The sequence below is a fragment of the Bradyrhizobium sp. 6(2017) genome (assembly GCF_011058295.2).
GTDB classification, from domain to species: domain Bacteria; phylum Pseudomonadota; class Alphaproteobacteria; order Rhizobiales; family Xanthobacteraceae; genus Bradyrhizobium; species Bradyrhizobium septentrionale.
In genome coordinates, this window is sequence record NZ_CP049289.2 from 956168 (window position 1) to 978201 (window position 22034).

At 64.7% G+C, this 22034-nt stretch carries 21 protein-coding genes; 9 read left to right on the forward strand and 12 right to left on the reverse strand.

The genetic code is table 11. The features are described from left to right. Nucleotides 1-100 precede the first annotated feature (100 nt). Entirely contained in the window at nucleotides 101-478 is a 378-nt protein-coding gene (locus G6P99_RS04525) for a hypothetical protein (protein ID WP_165127439.1), read from the forward strand. 43 nt (nucleotides 479-521) lie between these two features. Here G6P99_RS04525 and G6P99_RS04530 read toward each other — a convergent pair whose 3' ends face one another. The 6 genes from G6P99_RS04530 to G6P99_RS04555 form a co-directional block, all read right to left on the reverse strand. Further along, a complete protein-coding gene (locus G6P99_RS04530) occupies nucleotides 522-2018 on the reverse strand; it encodes a sugar ABC transporter ATP-binding protein (protein WP_165127441.1) in 1497 nt (498 codons plus the stop codon). Next, nucleotides 2015-3112: a hypothetical protein gene (locus tag G6P99_RS04535; RefSeq protein ID WP_029083164.1), complete on the reverse strand. Its 1098-nt coding sequence runs from the start codon at nucleotides 3110-3112 to the stop codon at nucleotides 2015-2017. Before G6P99_RS04535 ends, G6P99_RS04530 begins: the two co-directional genes overlap by 4 nt. Continuing rightward, nucleotides 3109-5232: an ABC transporter permease gene (locus G6P99_RS04540; protein ID WP_029083163.1), complete on the reverse strand. Its 2124-nt coding sequence runs from the start codon at nucleotides 5230-5232 to the stop codon at nucleotides 3109-3111. The genes G6P99_RS04535 and G6P99_RS04540 overlap by 4 nt, the downstream gene beginning before the upstream one ends. Nucleotides 5233-5302: 70 nt before the next feature. Beyond that, nucleotides 5303-6319, reverse strand: coding sequence for a sugar ABC transporter substrate-binding protein (locus G6P99_RS04545; protein WP_029083162.1), 1017 nt, complete (start codon nucleotides 6317-6319; stop codon nucleotides 5303-5305). 36 nt (nucleotides 6320-6355) lie between these two features. Then, nucleotides 6356-7327, reverse strand: coding sequence for an ABC transporter permease (locus G6P99_RS04550; RefSeq protein WP_029083161.1), 972 nt, complete (start codon nucleotides 7325-7327; stop codon nucleotides 6356-6358). Beyond that, nucleotides 7324-8055, reverse strand: coding sequence for a TetR/AcrR family transcriptional regulator (locus G6P99_RS04555; protein WP_051346545.1), 732 nt, complete (start codon nucleotides 8053-8055; stop codon nucleotides 7324-7326). The genes G6P99_RS04550 and G6P99_RS04555 overlap by 4 nt, the downstream gene beginning before the upstream one ends. Before the next feature lie 371 nt (nucleotides 8056-8426). Here G6P99_RS04555 and G6P99_RS04560 point away from each other — a divergent pair, with 371 nt between their 5' ends. Then, nucleotides 8427-8618 (forward strand): MJ0042-type zinc finger domain-containing protein, encoded by a 192-nt coding sequence (locus G6P99_RS04560; RefSeq protein WP_029083160.1) that lies wholly within the window; start codon nucleotides 8427-8429, stop codon nucleotides 8616-8618. A 42-nt stretch (nucleotides 8619-8660) separates the two neighbouring features. On the opposite strand, the gene G6P99_RS04565 is transcribed toward G6P99_RS04560, so the two are convergent. Continuing rightward, nucleotides 8661-9683 (reverse strand): AraC family transcriptional regulator, encoded by a 1023-nt coding sequence (locus tag G6P99_RS04565; protein WP_029083159.1) that lies wholly within the window; start codon nucleotides 9681-9683, stop codon nucleotides 8661-8663. A gap of 476 nt (nucleotides 9684-10159) precedes the next feature. On the opposite strand from G6P99_RS04565, the gene G6P99_RS04570 reads away from it, so the two are divergent. The 7 genes from G6P99_RS04570 to G6P99_RS04600 all read left to right on the forward strand — a co-directional run bounded on the left by G6P99_RS04570 (nucleotide 10160) and on the right by G6P99_RS04600 (nucleotide 18363). Beyond that, entirely contained in the window at nucleotides 10160-11812 is a 1653-nt protein-coding gene (locus G6P99_RS04570) for a fatty acid--CoA ligase (RefSeq protein WP_029083158.1), read from the forward strand. Nucleotides 11813-11854: 42 nt separating this feature from the next. Further along, entirely contained in the window at nucleotides 11855-12331 is a 477-nt protein-coding gene (locus G6P99_RS04575; RefSeq protein WP_029083157.1) for a MaoC family dehydratase, read from the forward strand. Beyond that, a complete protein-coding gene (locus G6P99_RS04580; protein WP_165127443.1) occupies nucleotides 12328-14031 on the forward strand; it encodes an alpha/beta fold hydrolase in 1704 nt (567 codons plus the stop codon). Before G6P99_RS04575 ends, G6P99_RS04580 begins: the two co-directional genes overlap by 4 nt. Then, nucleotides 14024-14989 carry a poly(3-hydroxyalkanoate) depolymerase gene (gene phaZ / locus G6P99_RS04585; RefSeq protein ID WP_063618972.1) on the forward strand — a complete coding sequence of 322 codons (966 nt, stop codon included), beginning with the start codon at nucleotides 14024-14026 and terminating at the stop codon, nucleotides 14987-14989. Before G6P99_RS04580 ends, phaZ begins: the two co-directional genes overlap by 8 nt. 16 nt (nucleotides 14990-15005) lie before the next feature. After that, a complete protein-coding gene (locus G6P99_RS04590; protein WP_165127445.1) occupies nucleotides 15006-15434 on the forward strand; it encodes a phasin family protein in 429 nt (142 codons plus the stop codon). A gap of 93 nt (nucleotides 15435-15527) precedes the next feature. Continuing rightward, nucleotides 15528-16745, forward strand: coding sequence for an acyl-CoA dehydrogenase family protein (locus tag G6P99_RS04595; protein ID WP_029083154.1), 1218 nt, complete (start codon nucleotides 15528-15530; stop codon nucleotides 16743-16745). Between the two features lie 73 nt (nucleotides 16746-16818). Continuing rightward, the gene (locus tag G6P99_RS04600; protein ID WP_029083153.1) at nucleotides 16819-18363 is read left to right on the forward strand and encodes an acetolactate synthase large subunit; all 1545 of its coding nucleotides are present in this window, start codon (nucleotides 16819-16821) and stop codon (nucleotides 18361-18363) included. Nucleotides 18364-18390: 27 nt separating this feature from the next. Here the strand turns inward: G6P99_RS04600 and G6P99_RS04605 are convergent, their stop codons facing one another. The 5 genes from G6P99_RS04605 to G6P99_RS04625 all read right to left on the reverse strand — a co-directional run bounded on the left by G6P99_RS04605 (nucleotide 18391) and on the right by G6P99_RS04625 (nucleotide 22008). Further along, nucleotides 18391-19626 (reverse strand): MFS transporter, encoded by a 1236-nt coding sequence (locus G6P99_RS04605; RefSeq protein WP_029083152.1) that lies wholly within the window; start codon nucleotides 19624-19626, stop codon nucleotides 18391-18393. After that, the gene (locus tag G6P99_RS04610; RefSeq protein ID WP_029083151.1) at nucleotides 19623-19952 is read right to left on the reverse strand and encodes a hypothetical protein; all 330 of its coding nucleotides are present in this window, start codon (nucleotides 19950-19952) and stop codon (nucleotides 19623-19625) included. The genes G6P99_RS04605 and G6P99_RS04610 overlap by 4 nt, the downstream gene beginning before the upstream one ends. Next, complete coding sequence (locus G6P99_RS04615; RefSeq protein ID WP_165127447.1) at nucleotides 19939-20514, reverse strand: isochorismatase family protein; 576 nt, start codon at nucleotides 20512-20514, stop codon at nucleotides 19939-19941. The genes G6P99_RS04610 and G6P99_RS04615 overlap by 14 nt, the downstream gene beginning before the upstream one ends. Nucleotides 20515-20563: 49 nt before the next feature. Continuing rightward, nucleotides 20564-21016: a MarR family winged helix-turn-helix transcriptional regulator gene (locus G6P99_RS04620; RefSeq protein WP_029083149.1), complete on the reverse strand. Its 453-nt coding sequence runs from the start codon at nucleotides 21014-21016 to the stop codon at nucleotides 20564-20566. 71 nt (nucleotides 21017-21087) lie between these two features. Further along, on the reverse strand, nucleotides 21088-22008 hold the full coding sequence (locus G6P99_RS04625; RefSeq protein ID WP_165127448.1) for a LysR substrate-binding domain-containing protein: 921 nt from the start codon (nucleotides 22006-22008) through the stop codon (nucleotides 21088-21090). Nucleotides 22009-22034: the final 26 nt, after the last annotated feature.

Genomic DNA, 22034 nt, shown 5'->3' on the forward strand with positions numbered 1-22034 from the left:
CAAACTTTCGTCTCAGCCGCAGAACCTGTTCGCCATGTCCGGCGACAAACATCTCAAGCCAACGGGCGGCGGCCTTCAGTGCGTCCGGGAGAATGACGTGATGTCGGACAGGTCTGTGCTCGCCTGCATCGTCTGCTGCGCCGTGATGCTTGGTGCGCTCGGCGCGTCCGTGCATGCGCAGACGCCGTCGGCCTGCAAGGAGCCGCGGACCAGCACCAGTCGGGTCCCGATATTCTCGCCGCCGCTCGCCAACGTGGTGACGGGCACGGGACGGCTGCAATTCTATTCGGCGGCGAATCTGCACTGTCCGGTCAGCGGCGTCTTCGTCATTCCGAATGACGAGCTCGTCGCCTATGCGCAAACCAGTGATGGCTGGTCGTCGGTGATGTACGTCAATCCGCGGACGGGCAACGACGTCTCGGGTTGGGTGCGGTCGGCGAGGCTGAAGACGACCGGAACCGTCGGTCCAAAGCAGTAGGCCGCCGTGGCGTGCCGCGCCGTAACGCATGCCCGCCGGGGCATCAATGGATCGCCGCGTACATGATCTTCTCCTCGGTGGCTTCGAGCGCGGAGAATTCCTCGACCACCTTGCCTTGGCGCGACACGAGGATGCGGTCGGAGAGCGCCATGATCTCGGGCAGATAGGACGAGATCACCACCACCGCTTTGCCCTCATCGGCGAGCTGGTTGATCAGCTCGTGGATCTCGACGATGGCGCCGACGTCGACGCCGCGCGTCAGCTCGTCGAAGATGATAAGCTCGGGCTCCTGCACCAGCGACTTGGCGATCACCACCTTCTGCTGGTTGCCGCCTGAGAGCTCGACCACCTTGGCCTCATCGCCGATGGCGCGAACCTTCAGGCGCTGGGTCCAGGTCTTGCCGACCGAGTTGGTCTCGCGCCGCGACAACAGCATCCGCCCGCGGGGGAACTTGGAGAGCAGGCCGAGATAGATGTTGCGGGCGATCGAGGCGGTCTCGAAGAAGCCCTCCACCTTGCGATCCTCGGTCACATAGGCGATGCCGGCCTTGACCGCCGGCGCCGGGACCCGGTAGCGCACCGGCTTGTCGTGCAGCAGGATCTCGCCGCCGTGGAAGAAATCGCGCTTCAGCACGCCGGAGACGATCTTGAAGGTTTCGGTGCGGCCCGCGCCGACCAGGCCGAACACGCCGGTGATCTGCCCGGCAAACACCGACAGCGAATTGTTCTTCACCATCGGTGCCATCTTGAGGTTCTGCACGGTGAGCACGCGGGCGCCGGCCGGACGGACGCTGGGCTTCCGCGCGCCATACAGCGTGTTGGAGAGGTCGCGTCCGACCATCGCCTGCACGATCGCCGCCCGGTCGAACTTCGCCGCATCGTCGGTGATGACGTGCTTGCCGTCGCGCAACACGGTGATGCGGTCCGCAAGCAGCAGGGCCTCTTCCAGGGCGTGCGAGATGAAGATGATCGAGACGCCGCGCTTCTTGAGGTCGCGGACCAGGTCGAAGAAGTACTTCTTCTCTTCCGGCGTCAGCGACGCGGTCGGCTCGTCGAAGATGATGACCTTAGCCTTGTGCAGGACCGCGCGTGCGATCTCGACCATCTGCTTCTTCGCCGCGCCGAGCCCGCCTACGGTCGCAGTCGGCGTGACGTCGAAATTGAGCGATTGCAGGAATTGCTGGGCGGCGATGTAGATGCCGCGTAGTCGGTTGTAGAATTTCTCCTGCCCGAGAAAGAGATTTTGCGCCACCGTCATGGTCGGCACCAGGCTGTTCTCCTGGAACACCATGGCGATGCCGAGATTGCGGGCCTCGAGCGGCGTCCGCGGCGCGAACTCTGCGCCATCGACCGTCATGACCCCCGAGGTCAACGCTACGACGCCGGCCATCACTTTCGTCAGCGTCGACTTGCCGGCGCCGTTCTCGCCGACCAGCGCATGGATCTCGCCGCGGCGGAGCTCGAAGTCGACGCCCTCGATGGCGGGCACGCCGGCGTACAGCTTGGTGGCCTTGCGCAGGGACAGCACGATGTCGCTCATGAGCCGACCTCCTCGGCGAGCCCGGCGAGAGGCAGTTTCAGCACGCGGCCCGGTCCCTTGGCGATCAGCACAAGGTCGTCGCCCATTTCGAGCGCCGCGACGACGCCGTGGTTGATGCCGTCGACCCGGCTGTGCAGCGAATACATTGGCTTGCCGTCTTCGCTCAGCCGGATCACGAGTCCGTAGGAACGTGGCGGCGCCCATGGCTTGATGACGCCCATCGTCTTGATGTGTGCGCCCTGCATCGGTTCCTTGAATGAGAAGCCCGAGCGCAGCCGCGGTGCCACCCAATAGGCCGGATCGATCTCGGCCATCATGCGGCGCCGGTAGCCCGGCTCGCGCAGCACGAACTCGATCAGCTGAGTGCGTGCGGTGAATGCGGTGAGCCAATAGCCGCCGCCCGCGGCCTTCGACAGCCGCGAGGGATAGACGGGCAGGTGACCGAGCACGACCTGCGGCGGCCTGCCGTCCGCGACCAGGACGAGACGATGCCGCCAGCTCTCGCTGACCAGCACGCCATCGCCGCGCGCGCAAGCGCCGAAGGCGTAGCCGAGCTTTGAGGCCAACGGCTTCACCAGCTTGGTCCTGGGATCGAGCCGGAACACCCGGCCACTCCGGTTGAGCTCCATCAGGTCGCGCGCCCAGTCGTCGACGCCGCAGGTCGCCGAGCCATCAGTTGCGATCAAGGTCCCGTCGCCCGCCGGGCTCAGCGCGTTGATCGCATTGAAGGCGGTGTCGCTGAACGTCACGCTCGGCTCGCCGGCCGAGGGGTTGGCATAGAGCCGCACCTCGCGGCCGCCGAGCGCGACCGCGATGCCGCCGTCGGCGAACGCGCAGAGCGCCGAGATCGGTTGTTCGAAGCTGCGCAGCTCGGTCGCGGCGCTGCCGTCGAGGCGCAGCAGGCGCCGGCCGTCGGCGACATAGAGGTTGCGGTCGTCGGTTGCGAGGTCCTCGGGCGCCTCGCATTCCAGTAAGGTCGTCGCGGCCTCGAGCTTCTGGTTCGGCTTCAGCGCACCGTCGAACGACGGCACGGTGATGGTGGCCTCACCGCGCCCAAGAAAGCGGTTGGCGAATTCCCTGACAGCCGCTATCACGACAGCTTCCCCCAGCGCTTGTCATACTGCACGAAGTTCGGATCGGCGTTCGCGAGCTTGTAGCGGCCGATCCGGTTGTTCATGATGCCGCCGAGATAGAGATAGCCGCGATGCTCGCGCATCGAGGTGATCATCGGATGGTTCTCGCCGCGCAGGTCCCAGAACGATTCGAGGATCTTGCCCTGCTCGTTGAACTTGACGACGCAGCCGGTGTTGATGTTCGGGAACAGCCATTCGTCGACCGGGACGCGCTTGGCCATGCGGCGGCGGAAGCCGGGCATCTTCCAGGCGAGGTCGAGCGAGGGGCTGCGCATGCCGACCAGCGCCAGCCAGTAATTGCCGTCGGAGGCGAGATTGATGTTGTCGGGATAGCCCGGCAAATTGTCCATCACGACCTCGACCTGGCCCTTCTTCGGTCCCGCGAACCACAGTCGCTTGATCGAGCAGCCGAAGGTTTCGGCGAACAGGATCGACTGGCCGTCGCTGGCGACGCAGATGCCGTTGGGGAATTTGAGGCCGCGCAGCGCGGTGTGCGTGGCGCCAGTCTTGGTGTCGTAGCAGATGATGCGGCCATTGCCGCGCGCCTCGAGGCCATCGATCGGCCATTCGTCCATCTCGTAGCGCACGGTGGCTTCCGAGAAGAAGATCAGGCCGTCGTCAGTGATGTCGAGGTCGTCGGCCAGCCGCAGGCGGCTGTCGTCGTTCACCGAATGCATGCTGCGATTGGTTTCATCGGTGGCCTTCTCGACCGTACCGTCAGGCTTGATGCGGTAGAGGCCCATGCCGCCGATGCAGACATAGAGATTGTCCTGCCGGTCGAAGGCCATGCCGAGCGGCTGGCCGCCGATATGGGCGAACACCTCCATCCGCTGATAGTCGGGCGCGTAGAAGCGCATGATGTCGCCATGCCGCGAGCCGGCATAGAGATTGTTGTTGCGATCGAGGATCACGTCCTCCGGCGCCTCGATGCGGCCGAGCCCGATCAATTCGACGTCGCGCAGCTTGTCGTTCTGCTCGAACGGGCCGCCCTGGCCGATCTCGGTCGCGGGGGGCGGCGGCAAGGCGTGATAGGTCGGCGCGACATAGACCTTGCTGATGATGCGGGTGCGGTTCTTCTGCCAGCGGATGTCGACCATGGCGGCGATCAGCAGAATTTCCGCCAGCGCCATGCGGTTGATGCCGCCGCGTGCGTTGAGCGTGGTCAGGCCGTTGGTGACCAGGAGCACGATCAGCACGCCGACCAGCGATTTGGCGACCGAGCCCTTGCCGCCGCCGAGCGTGATGCCGCCCAGCACGGTCGCGGTCAGGACGATCACCTCGAGGCCGACGCCGATGTCGCCGCCGACGGTGCCGAGCCGTGCCGCGAAGAACAGCGCGGCGATGCTGGTCAGCACGCCGCTTGCGACATAGCAGAGCGCGATGGTGCGGCGAACCGGAATGCCGGAATTATAGGCCGAGCGGCGCGAGCCGCCGATCGCGGTGATGTGCCAGCCCGGGCGCAGCCGGGTCATGAAGATATGGCCGAAGATCGCGATCGCGATGTAGACGAGGGCGACGCTCGGAATCCCGAACACGTCGCCGCCGCCGATGAAGTTCCACGACGGGATGTCGGGAAAGGCCGCGGCGATCGAATTCGAATAGCGCTGGATCAGGAGATCGAACGCCGAACGGTAGATGATCAGGGTGATCAGCGTGGTGATGAAGGCGCGTAGCCGCAAATAGCCGATCAGCACGCCGTTGACGGCGCCGAGCAAGGCGCCGCAGGCGAGGGTCGCCACCACCACCGCCGGCACCGGCCAGTTCAGCACGTCGAGCAGATAGAGCGCGCAGAAATCCGTCAGCGCGAAGATCGATCCGACGGACAGATCGATGCCACCGACGATGACGACCAGTGCCATTCCGAGCCCGATGAAGCCGATTTCGCCGGCCTGCCGCGCGGTGTCGGCAAGGCTCGACGGCGACAGGAAGTGATCGATGGAGCGGCTGAGCGCGAAGCCGACGATCAAGAGCAGGATCACCGGAATTGCGGTCTCGGTCCAACGCTTCGACAGGATCTCGCCGAGGAGATGATCCGGCCAATAGCGGTAACGCAGGCTCGTCAAGGTGTCGCGCATCGGCATTCCAAAGGCGTTCGATTTGGGAGGTCGACGTCCCGGGCGTGACCCGGGACGTCGAGCGGGAATGGCCGGGCTATTTCTTCAGGTCGCTGAGATTCCAGCACGCGGTCGGACTGTCCGCGTTCTCCTTGGTGATCGGAATCAGAGTCGTGTATTCCGAACCCTTGATCGAACCGGCCTTGGCGCCCGACGACAGCAGCCATTTGATCGTGCCGGCCATCTGCGCGGCCTGGGTCGGCACGTCGTAGCTCATGTTGAGGTCGAAGGCGCCGGACTTTACGAGTTCGCAGGCGCCCTTGCGTTCGCCGCCGCCGGAGGTTGCCACGAACACCTTGCCGGTCAGGCCGGCTTCCTTCACCGCGGCCGCGGTGCCGATGTCCATGCCGTCCCAGAAGCCGACGATGCCGCAGAGATCAGGATTCTGCTTCAGCACGGTCTGGGTGATCGCCTTGGCCTTCGCCGCATCCCAGTCGGCCGCCTGGCTCGACACCACCTTGATCTCCGGATGCTTGGCGAGCACGTTCTCAACGCCCTTGAGCGTGTAGGCACTGGCCGCCGCCGAGAGCGCGCCCTGCACGATGGCGATCTTGTTCGACTTGCCCTGGCAGGCCTTCACCACCGCCTCAGTGTCTTTCTCGCCGATCTCGATCCAGTTGGCGCCGACGAAGGCCGAAGAGCGATAGGCCGAGCCCATGTTGATCTGGATGACGTAGATGCCCTCGTTCTCGGCGCGCTGCAGCAGCTTGGCATAGGTCTGCACGTCCGGATTGTGGATCACCATCACTGCCGGCTTTTCCGAGATCAGCGAGGTCACCGCCTGCGCGCCGGCATTGGTGTTCCAGTTCGGATCGCGGATCTCGAACTTCACGCCGAAGGGCTCGAGCTCCTTCTTCATGCCGGCGTACCAGCCTTCGGTGAGGTCGAAGTTCATGGCGACCGGAACGTAGGCCACCGTCTTGCCGGCGAGAGCGTCCTTGAACGGCTTCTGGAACGGTTCGTCGAGGCCCTGCTGGGCCAGGGCCGGTGCGGCGATGGCCGCAAGCCCCAGTGCTATGGCGGTCACCTTTGCAGAACTGACAATGCGCTTCATCGCTTCCTCCTTGGTTATGGTTGTTTCTCTGTTGGATCAGATGTCGCCCTGCTGTGCGGTTTCTTCGTTGCGCGGGTTCAGGAATGAATCCGTGATGACCGCGAGCAGCAGGACGACGCCTTTGACGAGGTTCTGTCCGGCGTAGGAGATGTCCATGATGGTCATGCCGTTGAGCATGGTGCCGATCAGCAGCGTTCCGATGATGACGTTGAGCACGCCGCCGCGGCCGCCCGACAAGCCGATGCCGCCGAGCACGACGACCAGGATGACGTCGTAGATCAGGGTCGAATTGAAGATGCGGGTCGGCATCGAGTTGACGGAGGCCGCCATCACGAGGCCCGCGAAGCAGCCGATCAGCGCCGCGACGACATATTGCAGCACGATGATCGGGCGCGAGGGGATGCCGGTGACGCGGGCCGCGTAGGGATTGTCGCCGATCGCGTAGATGTAGGCGCCCCAGCGGGTCCGGCGCAGCAGGAACGCGACCACGACGCAGGCGATCGCGAACATCACGATCGAGGTCGGAATGCCGACGATGGTACCTTGTCCGAGCCGCTCGAAGCCGGCCATGCCGTCGCTCCACTGCACGACGTCGAGCTGGAACAGCGCGGTCTGGCCGAGGCCGGCGAGCAGCAGGCCGCTCGCCAGTGTCGCGAACAGCGACGGGACTTCGGCGTAGGCAATCAGCCAGCCATTGACCAGACCGAAGCCGATCGTGAGCAGCACGGCCGTCAGCAGCGAGGTCGGCAGCGAGTGTCCGTTCTGCACCATCTGCAGCACGAGCCCCGGAGGTACCGCGAGGGCTGCGATCAGGGAGATATCGATGCCGCGCCCGATCACGACGATCGCCATCGCAAGCCCGAGGATGCCGAGCACCGCCACGTTCTGCAGCAGCGTCAGCATGTTCTCCGGCGTCAGAAAGCCGCGCAGGAAAATCGAGAACGCCAGGAAGAGGACAGCAAATACCGCGAAGACGATCTCCTGCTGATTGAACCGCAATCGCTTCATTGCCTCGTCCTTCCTGCGGCTATGGATGCGCCCGTCTGCCTGGATTTTGCGCGGGAGGTGGTCGCAACGCGGCTCGGCCGCGCTCTGCCGGCGACCGCGGCGTCGATAAACGTGCCGACGGCGTTGATGTAGGTTTCGATCGAGGTGCCGCGTCTGCGGTATTTCCAGCGTTTGACGTACCAGTCCTGCAGCAGCGGCTTGATCAGCGAGGCCGTCAGCGTGATCTGATCGATCGCGAACACCCCGCTGGCGACGCCCTGCCTGAGGACGTCCGCGATGATCTTCTCGGTCATCACCTCCATCTCGATGGCGCGCTGGCGTTCCGCGGCCGGAAACGACTTCGCTTCCATGAAGCAGAACACGAACCAGGGCTGCATCGCCTCGCTCATGCGAATATGGGTCGCGATGATCCAGTGCAGATGCTTGCGCGCATCCTGCTTGACGTTGGCGGGCGGCGAGTTGAGGACCTCCGCCGCCGTCTCGGCGACCTCGCCGAGGATCATCGACAGCAGCGTCGGTTTGCTGTCGAAATAGGTGTAGAGGCCGCCCATGCTGAGGCCGGAGGCCTCTGCGAGCTGGCGCAGGGTGGTGGCGTGAAAGCCGTGCTTGTTGGAAAGCGTGAGCGTCGCGCCGATGATGCGCGTGAGGTTCGGAACGGCGAGATGCGTTTTCTGGACCCGGATGGAATCGCGATGACGTTCGAGGATGCGTGCGCAAAGCACCTCCATCGCGAACGCATTCGTCCCCGGCCGCTGACGCGCGAGACCCAAATTGCCTCCCTGGCTATGTTCCCGGACCATTTCATTTTGTTGCTGGTCCGGGTGTGGGCTTTGCGCCCTTGCGTCATTCCTAGCCTACGAAACGGCCGTCGGAAAAGGGGGATGAGCAAATTTTCTGAGAGAGCGCTCGCTCGTTTTTTGGCGCATTCGCGTTGTTTGCCCGTGGCCCAGCGTTGCTGTCGCGGCTCTCGGGAATTTTTCGGTTGAAAGGACAGCACAAATTCCCGGTGCTCTGGTCGAGCTACATCCAGCTAGGCGGCCGTCACATTTCTGACGATGGGCATGTGGGAAGCTGCGGAGAGCAACCGCTTGCTGATTCGATGCGCAAATCCGATGTGACTTGTCCCCATTGCGAGGCCGGCTATCGCCGGATCGAATTGACGTCGAAGGGTGGCACCGCGGGTGAGTTTCGCTGCCTGGTGTGCGGCCACATGATCGAGCTGATGGATGGTTCGACCGATGTCGCGTTTCGGCTGACCGTGCAGCCGAGCAAGACGTCCTACGCCTTCTAGAAGCTGTGCGTTCGCGCGCGAGATGATGCGACGTTCCCGCAACTATTCGCCGCGAATATCGCTCGGCGCCTTGTTGGTCCAGCGGTGGAACGCGCGCCTGAAGTTTGCCGCATCGCTGAAGCCGAGCGCCAGCGCGATATCCTCGTTGGCCAGCGTCGTGTTGCGGAGATATTTCAGGGCAATCTGGGTCCGCAGCTCGTCGTGCAGTCCGCGAAAGGAAAAGCCCTGCTGACGCAGTTGGCGCCGCAGCGACCGGTCGTTCACGCCGAGCTGCTTGGCGATGGCCTCGAAGGTCGGCGGCTTTGCGATGTCGCGGAGCAGGATGGCGCGAATCTTTCCGGCAACGCCGATCCGCAATCTCAGATCCCCGAGCAAGTCGTCGCACAAGGCGACGATGGTCGGATATGTCGTCTTGTTGCCGAGATCCGCTTTCTGGTCCAGCAATTGCGCCTTGAAGACGATCTGGTTGGCCGGCTGATCGAAGCGCACCGGGCATCCGACATGATCGAGCGGAAGATCGAAGTCCGCCGCCTGCGAGTAGGCGAGCGTGACTTCGGAGGGAGCGAAGCCCGGCCCCATGACGTCGCGCATCAGCGAGATGTGGATGCCGATCTGCATCTCGGCGATGAATCTGTAGAGCGCGGGATCGGCAAACGCGTGCAGATTGGGCTCGATGGTCCATCTCGCATGGATCTTGTCTTCAGTGAAGTCGATCGCCGCGAGCGGCGCCGCGAGCGTGTGATAACGCATCGCGAATTCCATTGCCTTGCGGAAGTCAGGGCAGCACAGCAGCGCATAGCCGTACATTCCGTACGTCGAGATGTGGATCGATGCGCCGATGCTATACGGCAGATGACGGTCGGTCGACAGCCGGACCGCGTTTTGACAAACGGTCATCAGCTGCGTCAGCGAGATTCGCGCTTGCGGTGAGTGAACGTCCGCGAGCGGAATATTCGTGTTGCGGAGAATGGCGTCGGGGAGGACGCCGTGGCTCGCCAGCACGTCGAAGACCGCGCCGAGCTTGGTTGTCTCGTAGACCTTGTCGCTGGCGCCGACGCTCAGCATGTCGCTGCGGGAGCCCAGGGGTCTCTTCGGTCGCGTTGTTGGTTGCAACTCGCACCAGCCTTTCCTGCGGCGCAGCAAATTGAGACGACAACGTTTGAGGCGACCGAGCTTCTCCGACTCGGCGGATTGCTGTTCGCCATCATCACGGAACATAACTGGTTCGTGGCACAACCCAAGAGGTATCAGCAGTCATATCAGTAGTCATATCAGCGGGTTCGCCCTTGTTGCAAAGCAGCAGAGAACGCGTCGAAGAGAGCAGCTTTGTTCAAGACCGCTGCCGTCGATGAGAGCAGCTTGTCCGGCTAAGACCCCGCCAATGTCCGGTTCGGACCTTCACAAATCTCGGGCGTCACGCGAGGCTTCGTCCTAATGTCACACCGTCAGGCCGTCGTGACGTAGGACGGCAGACCACACGATCCGCTCACTCAGAATCGCGGACGTTGGCCGGAGGACATGCCAGGTCGAGGGAGACTTCCATGGTTGGAAGACTGATTCAGACTGCCCAATCCGCCTATCAATATCCACTCATCTTCAAGCAGCTCTGGCACACGCCGCGCGTGCAGGCGCCAGACCAGGAGATCGTCTATCGCGATCTCAAGCGCTTCACCTATCGCCAGACCAGAGAGCGGATCGGCCGCCTCGCCTCGGCGCTCAGCAAGGCAGGCGTCGAACCCGGCGACACCGTCGGCGTGCTCGAATGGGACAGCCACCGCTTCCTCGAAGCCTTCTTCGCGATCCCGATGATGGCGGCCGTGCTGCAGACGGTGAATGTCCGCCTGTCGCCGGAGCAGATCGCTTACACGATCGATCACGCCGGCGCATCGACGCTGCTCGTCAACGACGAGTTCGTCGGACTGCTGGAAGGCATCAAGGCGCAACTGCCCAAGGTCAAGCGGCTGATCGTGATGTCGGACAAGCCATCGCCGCAGACCGGCGGCCTGTCCTTCATCGGCGAATATGAAAGCCTGCTGGCTGCCGCCTCGCCCGACTACGACTTTCCCGATTTCGACGAGAACACCCAGGCCACCACCTTCTATACGACAGGGACGACCGGCCTGCCCAAGGGCGTCTATTACAGCCACCGCCAGCTCGTGCTGCACTCGCTCGCCGGGCTCGCGCTGTTTGGCATGGCGGGGACGCAGGGGCGTTTCTCGCGCGACGACGTCTACATGCCGATCACGCCGATGTTCCACGTCCACGCCTGGGGCTTCCCCTGGTCGGCGACGCTGGCCGGCACCAAGCAGGTCTATCCCGGCCGCTACGAGCCGGCGATGCTGGTCAAGCTGATCAAGAGCGAAGGCGTCACCTTCACCCACGGCGTGCCGACCATCCTGCAGATGCTGCTCAACGCCGCCGCTGCGGCGAACGTCGATCTCCACGGTCTCAAGATGGTGATCGGCGGCTCGGCGTTGCCGAAGGCGCTGGCCAAGCAGGCAATGGCGGCCGGCATCGACATCTTCGCCGGCTACGGCATGTCGGAGACCGGCCCGCTCGCCGCGGTCTCCCATGTCCAGTCCAAGGACCTCAGCGGCGATCCCGATGGCGAGGTCGAGTTCCGCACCCGCGCCGGCATCGCCGGCCCGCTGGTCGACCTCCGCATCGTCGATCCCGACATGAAAGACGTGCCGCATGACGGCAAATCCGCCGGCGAGATCGTGATACGGGCGCCCTGGCTCACCCAAGGTTACTACAACAATCCGCAAACCTCCGAAGAACTGTGGGCGGGTGGCTACCTGCACACCAGCGACATCGCGGTGATCAGCCCCGGTGGCTGCGTCCATATCACCGACCGCATCAAGGATGTGATCAAAACCGGCGGCGAGTGGGTCTCGTCGCTGCAGATCGAGGATCTGATCTCGCAATGCGCCGGCGTTGCCGAGGCCGCGGTGATCGGCGTCAAGGACGAGAAATGGGGCGAGCGGCCACTCGCGCTCGTAGTCAAGAAACCCTCCGGTGCCGACGGCCTCAGCGATGCTGCCATCAAGGACCACCTCAAGGTGTTCGCCGACCAGGGCGTCATCTCGAAATACGGCATCCCCGGGACGATCCTGTTCATCGACAGCATTCCCAAGACCAGCGTCGGCAAGATCAACAAGAAAGAGCTACGCGAGCGGTACGGCGACACGTGACGATGCGCGCGCAGCCGAGAAGGGTTCGAGGAGGACCACAAGATGAGCAATCTCACGCTTGCCGGCCTGGGCGAACATGTCGGACAGGAGCTCGGAATCTCCGACTGGGTCACGGTCGACCAGCAGCGTATCGACGCCTTTGCGTCCTGCACCGGCGATCACCAGTGGATTCATGTCGACGTTGAACGGGCCAGGCGCGAGAGCCCGTTCCGCGGTCCGATCGCGCATGGCTATCTGACGCTCGCGATGGTGGCATCGCTCTCGATGCAGGTCGGCATCATCCCGCGCGACGCCGCAGCCGGGCTGAACTACGGCATCGACAAGGTCCGTTTTCTGGCGCCGGTGCCGTCCGGCGCCCGGGTGAGGCTGCGCGTCGTGCTTGCCGGCATTGAGCGGAGGGAAGGCGGCCAGGTGATCATGAAGACCCAGAACACGCTGGAGGTCGAAGGCTCCGACAAGCCCGCACTGATCGCCGAGACGCTGGCCCTTCTGATCCCCGCGGCGGGAGCAAAGCAATGAGCACGGAAAATCGCAGCCCAGACTCGCCGGCGTCTGACGTGTCCGAGGCGGCGTCCAGGAATACGCTGGCGCTCAATCCACTGGTCGGGATCCAGGGCCAGGACCTCGTCGAGGGCGCCGGCATCCTGTTCAAGGCCGTCATGAACGAGCCGAAAGTCGCGACCGAGCAGTGGCTGTCGTTCGTCGGCGAGCTCGGCTCCATCGTGTCCGGCAAGTCCGAGCGCGCGCCGAAGGCGGGCGACAAGCGGTTCGCCGATCCGACCTGGAAGGAAAGCTCGCTGCATTCTGGCCTGCTCAAGGCCTATCTGGCGTGGGGCGAGGCGGTCAACGGCCTGGTCGACAAGACCAGCCTCAGCGACATCGACAAGCAGCGCGCGCACCTGATCACGGAGATCCTGATCGACGCCGTCGCGCCGACCAACACGATGCTCACCAACCCGGCGGCGGTCCGCAAGTTCATCGATACCGGCGGACAAAGCCTGTGGTCCGGCCTGAAGAACTACATGGATGACCTGACACGCAATCGCGGCATGCCGTCGATGGTGGACATGAGCGCCTTCAAGGTCGGCGAGAACCTCGCGACCACCCCGGGCGCCGTGATCTTCCGCAACGAGCTGCTCGAGCTGATCCAGTACACGCCGACGACGCCGACGGTCAGGAAGCGGCCGCTGGTGATCACGCCGCCGCAGATCAACAAGTATTACGCGCTCGACCTCTCGCCGGACAAGAGCATGGTGCGCTTCCTGCTCGAGAGCGGCATCCAGGTGTTTGCTGTGAGCTGGCGCAACCCGACGGCGGCGCACCGCGACTGGGGGCTGGACACCTATGTCGCAGCGCTGGACGAGGCCGTCGACGCGGCGCGCGAGATTTCCGGCAGCGAGGACATCTCGATAATGGGATCCTGCTCCGGCGGCATCACCGCGTCAGCCTATTTCGCGACGCTTGGCAGCGCCGCCGAAAAGAAGATCAAGAACCTGGTGCTGGCGGTCTGCCTGCTCGACCCCAACTCGGCCGAGGAGAGCACGTTCGGCTGCCTGATGACGCCCGAGACCATGCGGGCGGCGAAGGCCTCGTCGCAGCTGCGCGGCATCGTCGACGGCCACGACCTGGCGCGGATGTTCGCCTGGATGCGGCCCAACGATTTGATCTGGAATTACTGGGTCAACAACTATCTGCTCGGCAACCAGCCGCCGGCGTTCGACATCCTGTACTGGAACGCCGACACGACCCGCTTGCCGGCGGCGCTGCATGGCGACTATCTCGATCTCTATTTCTCGAACCCGTTCGTCAACGCCGGCAAGCTTAAGCTCAACGACAAGACCATCGACATGAGCAAGGTCAAGGCCGACAGCTACGTCGTCGCCGGCATGACCGACCACATCACGCCGTGGAAGGGCGTCTACAAGACCGCGCAAATCATGGGCGAGGGCACCACCTTCGTGCTGTCGAGCAGCGGGCACCTGCAGAGCCTGATCAATCCGCCGAGCAATCCGAAGGCGTCCTTCATGATCGGACCGATCTCCACCGACAAGCCCGATGCGTTCATGGCCTCGGCCGAAAAGCGCAAGGGGAGCTGGTGGCTCGACTGGCGCGACTGGCTGCAGCCGCGCTCTGGCGACGAGGTCAATGCGCCGGCCGTGCTCGGCAGCACGCGCTATCCGACCCTTGCTGCGGCTCCAGGAACCTACGTCTTTGACTGAAGATATCACCAGCGCCGACAAGGCAAGTCCGGGAAAGGTTGGGCCGGCAGCGGTGGCGCAGCGCAGCGCGATCGAGACGCGGCAGGTCACGATCGACGGCCAGCTGCTCCAGGTCGCGATCCGGCACGGTGACGGCAGCGCGCCGCCGCTGTTGCTGTTCAACGGGATCGGCGCCAATTGGGAGCTGGCGCGGCCGTTCCTCGAAGCGCTCACCAATACGACCGCCATCATCTTCGATGTGCCCGGTGTCGGCGGGTCGCCGAGGACGGCATGGCCCTATCGACCGTCGACGCTGGCGCGGCTGGCCGCCGATCTTGTCGCGGAGCTCGGCCATGCCGAGGTCGATGTCGCCGGCGTGTCCTGGGGCGGTGGAATCGCGCAGCAGTTCGCGCATCAGTTTCCAAAGCGCTGCCGGCGGCTGGTGCTTGCCGCGACCGCGCCGGGTTTCACCATGGTGCCGGCAAGCCCAGCGGTGCTGTGGAAGATGGCGACGCCGCGCCGCTACACCGACAAGGGCTACATGAAGACGATCGCCGCCGACATCTATGGCGGGGCGTTTCGCGATGACCCGTCCCTGATCGGCCGGCATGCGGCTGCGATGCATGGCGCGCGCAGCATGGGTTACTTCTATCAGCTGCTCGCGATGACCGGCTGGACCAGCCTACCCTGGCTGTGGTCGCTGCCGCAGCCGACGCTGATCCTGATGGGCCGTGACGACCCGCTGGTGCCTCCGATCAATGGTCAGATCATGGCGAGCCTGATCCCGAATGCCGAGCTGCACATGATCGACGACGGGCACCTGTTCATGGTGACGCGGCCAAAGGAAACCGCCGGCCTGATCGAGGCATTCCTGGCTGACGAGAGCCGTCAGGCCGCGGCGTCATCGCTGCTCTCGCGCACCACCAGTTACCTCAGGGATCTCGTTCCAACGTCCGGAGACGGGCGGCAAAAATCGTAACCACAGGGAGGACATCATGACGGATAACAGCTCATATATCGATGTGCTGCGGAAGTTCGGTAGTGATCTCGGCTTGCCGAAGCTGAACGTGGACGAATTGCTGCAGGCCCAGAAGAAGAACCTCGAAGCGCTCGGCCAGAGCGCGAAGGTCGCGGCGCAAGGCGCGCAATCGGTGGCGCAGAAGCAGCGCGAGGTGCTGGAGGCCGGGCTGCGCGAGGCCTCGACGTTGGCGCGCGAATACAAGCCGCTTGGCAAGGTCCACGAGAACCTCGCGTTGCAGACCGAATTCGCGCGGAAGATGTTCGATATTGCGGTGAAGGGCGCCCAGGACAGCGCGTCGACCGCGCGGCAGTCGACCACCGACGCGGTCAAGATCATCCAGGACCGCATGAAGGAAAGTTTTGAGGAGTTCCGCAGCAGCGTCCGTCCGAACAAGCCGACCTGACGTCACGACACGACGAATCCCGGCAGGACGTCGCGTTCTGCCGGGAGCGCGAGATATCAAGGCGAAACATCGCCAAGCATCAGGGAGGACACCATGGCAAACGCGCAGGCAACACGGGCCGCCAAGCCGGACTACGCGCCGCCGCCGATCAATGGCGATTTCTACGGGATTGCCAAGGTCCTGAACGAGACGGAACGCGCGCTGGTGCGGCGCGTGCGCGAGTTCACCGAAGGCGTGGTCGCGCCTGTGATCGAGGAGTTCTGGGCGCGCGACGAATTTCCGTTCGCGATCATCCCGAAGATGGCCGAGATCGGCATCGGCGGCGTCGGCTATCAGGGTTACGGCGCGGCCGGCGGCAGCTGGCTCCTGAACGGCTTTGTCGCGATGGAATTGGCGCGGGTCGATTCCTCGGTCGCGACCTTCTGGGGCGTCCACACCGGGCTCTCGGCGGGCTCGATCTATCTGTGCGGCGACGAGGCGCAGAAGCAGCGCTGGTTGCCGGCGATGATGCGCTTCGAGAAGATCGGCTCGTTCGGTCTCACGGAGCCGCTGGTCGGCTCCGCCACGTCGGGCGGGATGCTGACGACCTGCCGGCGCGAGGGCGACGTCTGGATCCTCAACGGCCAGAAGAAGTGGATCGGCAACGCCACCTTCGCCGACATCAACGTGATCTGGGCGCGCGAAGAAGGCTCCAACCAGGTGAAGGGCTTCGTCGTCGGTAAGGACAATCCCGGCTTCTCGGTCGAGAAGATCAAGACCAAGATGGCGCTGCGCGTGGTGCAGAACGGCTTGATCACCCTGAAGGATTGCCGCGTGCCCGAGGCGGACCGCCTGCAAAACGCCAACACCTTCAAGGATACCGCCAAGGTGCTGCGCATGACCCGCACCGGGGTGGCGTGGTTCGCGGTCGGCTGCGCGATGGGCGCCTATGAGCATGCGCTGCGTTACGCGACCGAGCGGCAGCAGTTCGGCAGGCCGATCGGCGGCTTCCAGCTGGTGCAGGATCTCCTGGTCAGGATGCTCGGCAACGTCACCGCGACGCAGGCGATGATGCTGCGGCTCGGGCAAATGCAGGACGAGGGCGTGATGCTGGACGAGCACGCCTCGCTGGCGAAGGCATTCTGCACCGTCAAATGCCGCGAGACGGTCGGCTATGCGCGCGAGCTGCTCGGCGGCAACGGCATCCTGCTCGAAAACCATATCGGCCGCTTCGTGGCCGATGCCGAGGCGATTTATTCCTATGAGGGCACGCGCGAGATGAACACCCTGATCGTCGGCAAGTCGATCACGGGATTGAGCGCCTTCGTCTGACAAGACGGAACCGAACGCCCAGATGGGAACATCATAACGAGTCAGGCGATCAACCGTACGACGGAGAAGCGGCATGAACGGCGCGGAGAGTCTTTTGCGGACGCTCGTCGAATCGGGGGTCGAGGTCTGTTTCGGCAATCCCGGCACGTCGGAGATGCACTTCGTCGCAGCCCTCGACAGGGTCAAGGGCATGCGGGTCGTGCTTGGCCTGTTCGAAGGCGCGGTGACTGGCGCGGCCGACGGCTATGGTCGCATGGCAGAGAAGCCCGCCGCGACGCTGCTGCATCTCGGGCCGGGCCTCGCGAACGGACTGGCCAATCTCCATAACGCGCGCCGCGCGGCGACACCGATCCTCAATATCGTCGGTGACCACGCGACCTATCACGCGCAATATGACGCGCCGCTCGCTTCCGACGTCCATGGCTTCGCACGGCCGGTCTCGGCCTGGGTGCATTCGTCGGCAAGCGCCCAGACCGTCGCTGCGGACGGAGCTCGTGCCGTTGAGGCGGCGCTGCAATATCCTGGTCAGATCGCGACCTTGATCCTGCCCGCCGACACCGCCTGGCTGGAAGCTGAGCGCCCGGCGCCGGCCTTGCCGAAGCCGATGCCGGCAGAGGTTTCGACTGAGGCGATCGACCAGGCTGCGGCCGCGCTCCGATCCGGCAAGAAAACCATGATGCTGATCCGCGGAGCCGCGCTGAAGGAGCGCGGGCTCAACGCAGCCGGTCGGATCGCCGCGGCGACCGGCGCACGGATCGCCTGCGATACCTTTGCGCCACGTTGCCAGCGCGGAGCCGGCCGCGTGCAGGTCGAACGCATTCCCTATTTCGCCGAGCAGATCGTCGAGTTCATGAGCGGGACGGAGCAGCTCATCCTGGTCGGCGCCAAGCCTCCCGTCAGCTTCTTCGCCTATCCGAACAAGCCGTCCTGGTGCACGCCCGAGAATTGCAGGATCGTCCATCTCGCCCACGCGCATGAGGATGGCGTCGTCGCCCTGGAGGCCCTTGCCGACGCAGTGAAGGCCGCAGGTCGGCCGCTGCACGTCGGCGCATTGAACAAGCCGGATATTCCGGCCGGTCCGCTTGATGCGCGCACGGCCGGACAGGTCATCGCCCATTATCTTCCTGATGGGGCCATCATTTCCGACGAAGGTGCGACGGCAGGCGGCGGCGTGCATCGGTTTGCAGCCAATATCGCGCCGCACGATCATCTGACGCTGACCGGTGGTGCGATCGGACAGGGTATCCCTCTCGCCACGGGCGCTGCGGTCGCCTGCCCGGACCGGAAGGTCGTCTGTCTCCACGGTGACGGTGGAGCGATGTATACGCTGCAGGCGTTGTGGACGCAGGCCCGGGAGCAGCTCGACGTCACCACGGTGATCTTTGCCAACCGCTCCTACGCGATTCTCAACATCGAGCTCGGGCGGGTCGGAGCCGGCGATCCCGGACCCAAGGCCTTTTCGATGCTCGATCTGCACAATCCCGAGCTTGATTGGGTCAAGCTTGCGTCCGGCATGGGCGTAGAGGCAAGCCGCGCAACCTCGGTCGAGGAATTCGCGAGCCAGTTCGCCAGTGCGATGAAGGATCGCGGTCCCCGTCTGATCGAGGTCATTTTGTGATTTTAGGCGTCGGCTTGACCGAACTGCCTACCGCTTCACCGCGGGCGGCAGGTCGCTTGCTTCGACATCCCGTTGAGACAGGAAAGTGATCGCCACGATCGCGGCGGCAAAGCCGGCGGCAGCGCCGACCCCGAGCGCCCAGCGCGGGCCGAGGTGATCGGCAACCCAGCCGACGATCGGTGCGCCGATCGGCGTGCCGCCGAGCGCCACGCCGAGCCGCAGCGCCATCACCCGTCCGCGCATCGCGGGCTCGGTCGAGAGCTGCATCAGCGCGTTCGAGGTGTTGGTGACGGTCAGCGCGGCGACGCCAATCACGACCAGCGCCGCGGCAAACAGCCAATAGCTCGGCGCCAGCGCGGCCAGCGTGCAGCCCAGTCCGAAGATCGCCGATCCCAGCATCAGCGAGGCGAAGCGCGGCTGGTCGCGGCTTGCGGCCAGCAGCGCACCCGACATGGTTCCGAGCGCCATTATCGACGACAGCAGCCCAAAGCCGCGCGCATCGGTGTGGAACACGCCGACCGCCATGGTCGAGATGAAGATCGGGAAGTTCAGTCCGAAGGTGCCGATCAGGAACAGCATGATCAGCGTCGCCCGGAGATCGGGGCGCGACCACACATAGTGGAAGCCCTGCATGACGCTGCCCTTGGTGCGATGGGCCCGCGCGTTCGGGCGCAGCTCGGAGGTGCGCAGCAGGGTCAGCGACGTCAGCACCGCCAGGAAGGACGCGCCGTTGAACAGGAAGGCCCAGCCGGTGCCGACGGAGGCGATGATGAGGCCGGCAACCGCGGGGCCGATCATCCGCGCGGCGTTGAACGAGGTCGAGTTCAGCGCGATCGCGTTCGAGAGGTTGGTGTCGCTGACCAGCTCGGCAACGAAGGTCTGGCGCACCGGGGCATCGAGCGCGGCGGCACAGCCGAACAGGAAGGCGAACACATAGACGTGCCAGAGCTGCACCAGTCCGGTGACGGTGAGAATCCCGAGCATCAGCGCGAGCGCGCCCATCGTCGCCTGGGTCGCCATCAGAAGCTTGCGCTGGTTGAAATGATCGGCGGCATATCCGGTCCACGGCATCAGCAGCAGCTGCGGTCCGAACTGCAGCGCCATCACGATGCCGACGGCGGATGCACTATGCTGCGTGAGCTGGGTGAGGACGAGCCAGTCCTGGGCGGCGCGCTGCATCCAGGTGCCGATGTTGGACACCAGCGCGCCGGCGGCCCAGACCCGGTAGTTGAAGCTCGCCAGCGATCGAAAGACGCGTCTCATGTTCGGTGCGGTTCATTGCCGCCGTGAAACCGTCCGAACCGCCGCGCCAGGAACAGGCCGATCAGGAGGCCTCCGAGCCCGAGCGCCGCGACATCGCTGGTGGTCCTCAGGCCGAAGTCGCCGACGCGGCAGACCAAGAGATATCCGACGGCGAGGTTGAAGAAGCCCCACACGATGTTGACTGATGATGACGACAGGCCCTCGCCGGGCGGTTTCGCGAACGGGCTCTGGAACGGCTCGCCCATCATGCCGGCGACGACGTGTGGGATGGCATTGGTGAGGAAGGCGCCGCCAAAGAAGTAGGCGACGAGGTCAAGCCAGTTCATGCGCGTTGGTCCTTTCAAGGAGGTCGATGATCGCCTGCGTCGAGCCGGCTTCGCCGAGCCGCGGGAACACGTGTTCGATGCTGTAGGCATGCGCGTTCGGCCGCGCATCGGTCATCGCGTCGGTCGCCAGCGTGACGTTGAAGCCCGCCTCATAGGCTTGCCGGGCGGTGGATTCGACGCCGGTGCCGGTCGCGACGCCGGCGATCACGACCTGCGTGACGCCGCGGGCTCTCAGCTGGTTCTCCAGATCGGTGCTCGCAAACGCGCCCCATGTCCGCTTGGTCACGACAATGTCGTCCGGCTGCCGCTCGAGCTCCGGGATCAGGTCGGTCCAGCCGTCGGGAAATGGTCCACCAGCGCGCGGCCGCTCGGTGCGTCCCGGCGCAACGCCGTCAACATTGACCAGCACGATCGGCAGTCCGCGCTGCCGGAATGCGCTGATGAGCGCGCAGGTCCGCGCCACGACGTCTCCGAACGGATGCATGAAGGGTGAGCCGACCAGCCCGCGTTGCAGATCGACGACGATGAGCGCGGTGATCGGATCGAGCGTCGTCAGTGCCATGATCGTTTCCTTGTCCAGCGGATGTTTTCCGCGATCGGCGCGGCCAGTCTCAATCGTTGACCAGCCGTTTCAGCAGGCCGACGGCGGCGGCGAGCTCTTCCTGCTCCCGCGGCGACAGCCGCGCGGCGATGGTGCGCGAGAGCCAGTCCTGCCGCGCCGCGCGGCCGGTGCGCAGCCGCTCGCGGCAGGTCTCGGTGAGCGACATGATGGTCTGCCTTCCGTCGTCCGGATCGGGCGCGCCGCGGACCAGGCCCGCGGCCTCGAGCGCTGCGATCGCCGAGCTCATCGACTGCGGACGCATTCCCTCCGATCGCGCCAGGCTGGACACGGTCGCGGGGCCGTTCTTTTCCAGACGAAGCAGGACCGCAACCTGGGACGGCGGCAGATCCTCGCGCTGGCCCTGCTCGCGAAGCCGGCGCTTCAGCGTGCCAATCAGCAAACGAAGGTCTTCGGCGAGCGCGGAGGTGCGCGCTGAGCCGGTGCGGGCGGGTGAATTGCTCATACGAAGTCGATAGTAGATGCGAAGGTAAACTGTAAAGTTGATCTTAGCAGTTAAGCTTCATAATTCCGTGATTAGCCCATGCCGGTCGCGGTTTCGCCGTCAAGCGCAACGAGCGCTTGCCGCAGGGTTTCCACCAGTTCGAGCGCGACGGGCGAGGGGCGCCGCTGCGGGGGAAACACCGCGGCGAATTCGAAATCGATCCGCGGCAGGAAGCGGCGCGCCACGACGCCGCGGCTCTCGAACTCCCGCGCCGTGAACGGATCGCAGAGCGCGACGCCAAGGCCGGACGAGACCAGTCCGCACATGATCTCCGACAGCATCGTTTCGACGCGCAGGATCCGGCGGACATCGTTGCGGCTGAAGGCCTGGTCGATGAGGTGGCGGCCGGTCGAGCCGGCCGATAGCGAGATGAACGTTTCGTCCTCGAAATCGCCCGGCTCGAGCGTGGCCTTGCTGGTGAGCCGGTGGCCGGCGGGCAGGATGGCGACGCGCGGCAGCGCGGGCATCCGCACGCATGGCAGACCGGAATGCGCGATCGGGGCCTCGGCAAAGCCGATGTCGCATTGATTGTTCAGCACCCAGTCGATCACGATCGGCGAGATCACGCCGAAGAAGGCGAGGTTGAAATTGGGCCGCTCTTTCAGGAAATGTCCGGTGAGCCGTGGCAGGAAGCCGTTGGACAGCGCAGGCAGCGCGGCAATTCGCAGCGTGCCGGTGCGGCGGCTGCGGATCTCTTCGGCGGCCGCGGTGATGCGCTCGAGGCCGACGAAGGAGCGTTCGACCTCCATATAAAGTGCCGTGGCCGCCGTGCTCGGCACCAGCCCGCTGCCACGCCGCTCGAACAGCTCCATCTTCAGCAGCGCCTGGAAATCACGGAGTAATCGGCTGACTGCCGGCTGGGTGACGGCCATCAGCTTGGCCGCCTCGGTCACGCTGCCGGTCAGCATCATGGCCCTGAAGGCCTCGACCTGCCGTGGATTGATCCGCGCCACCTTGTTCGTCCTTCATAATATTTCGG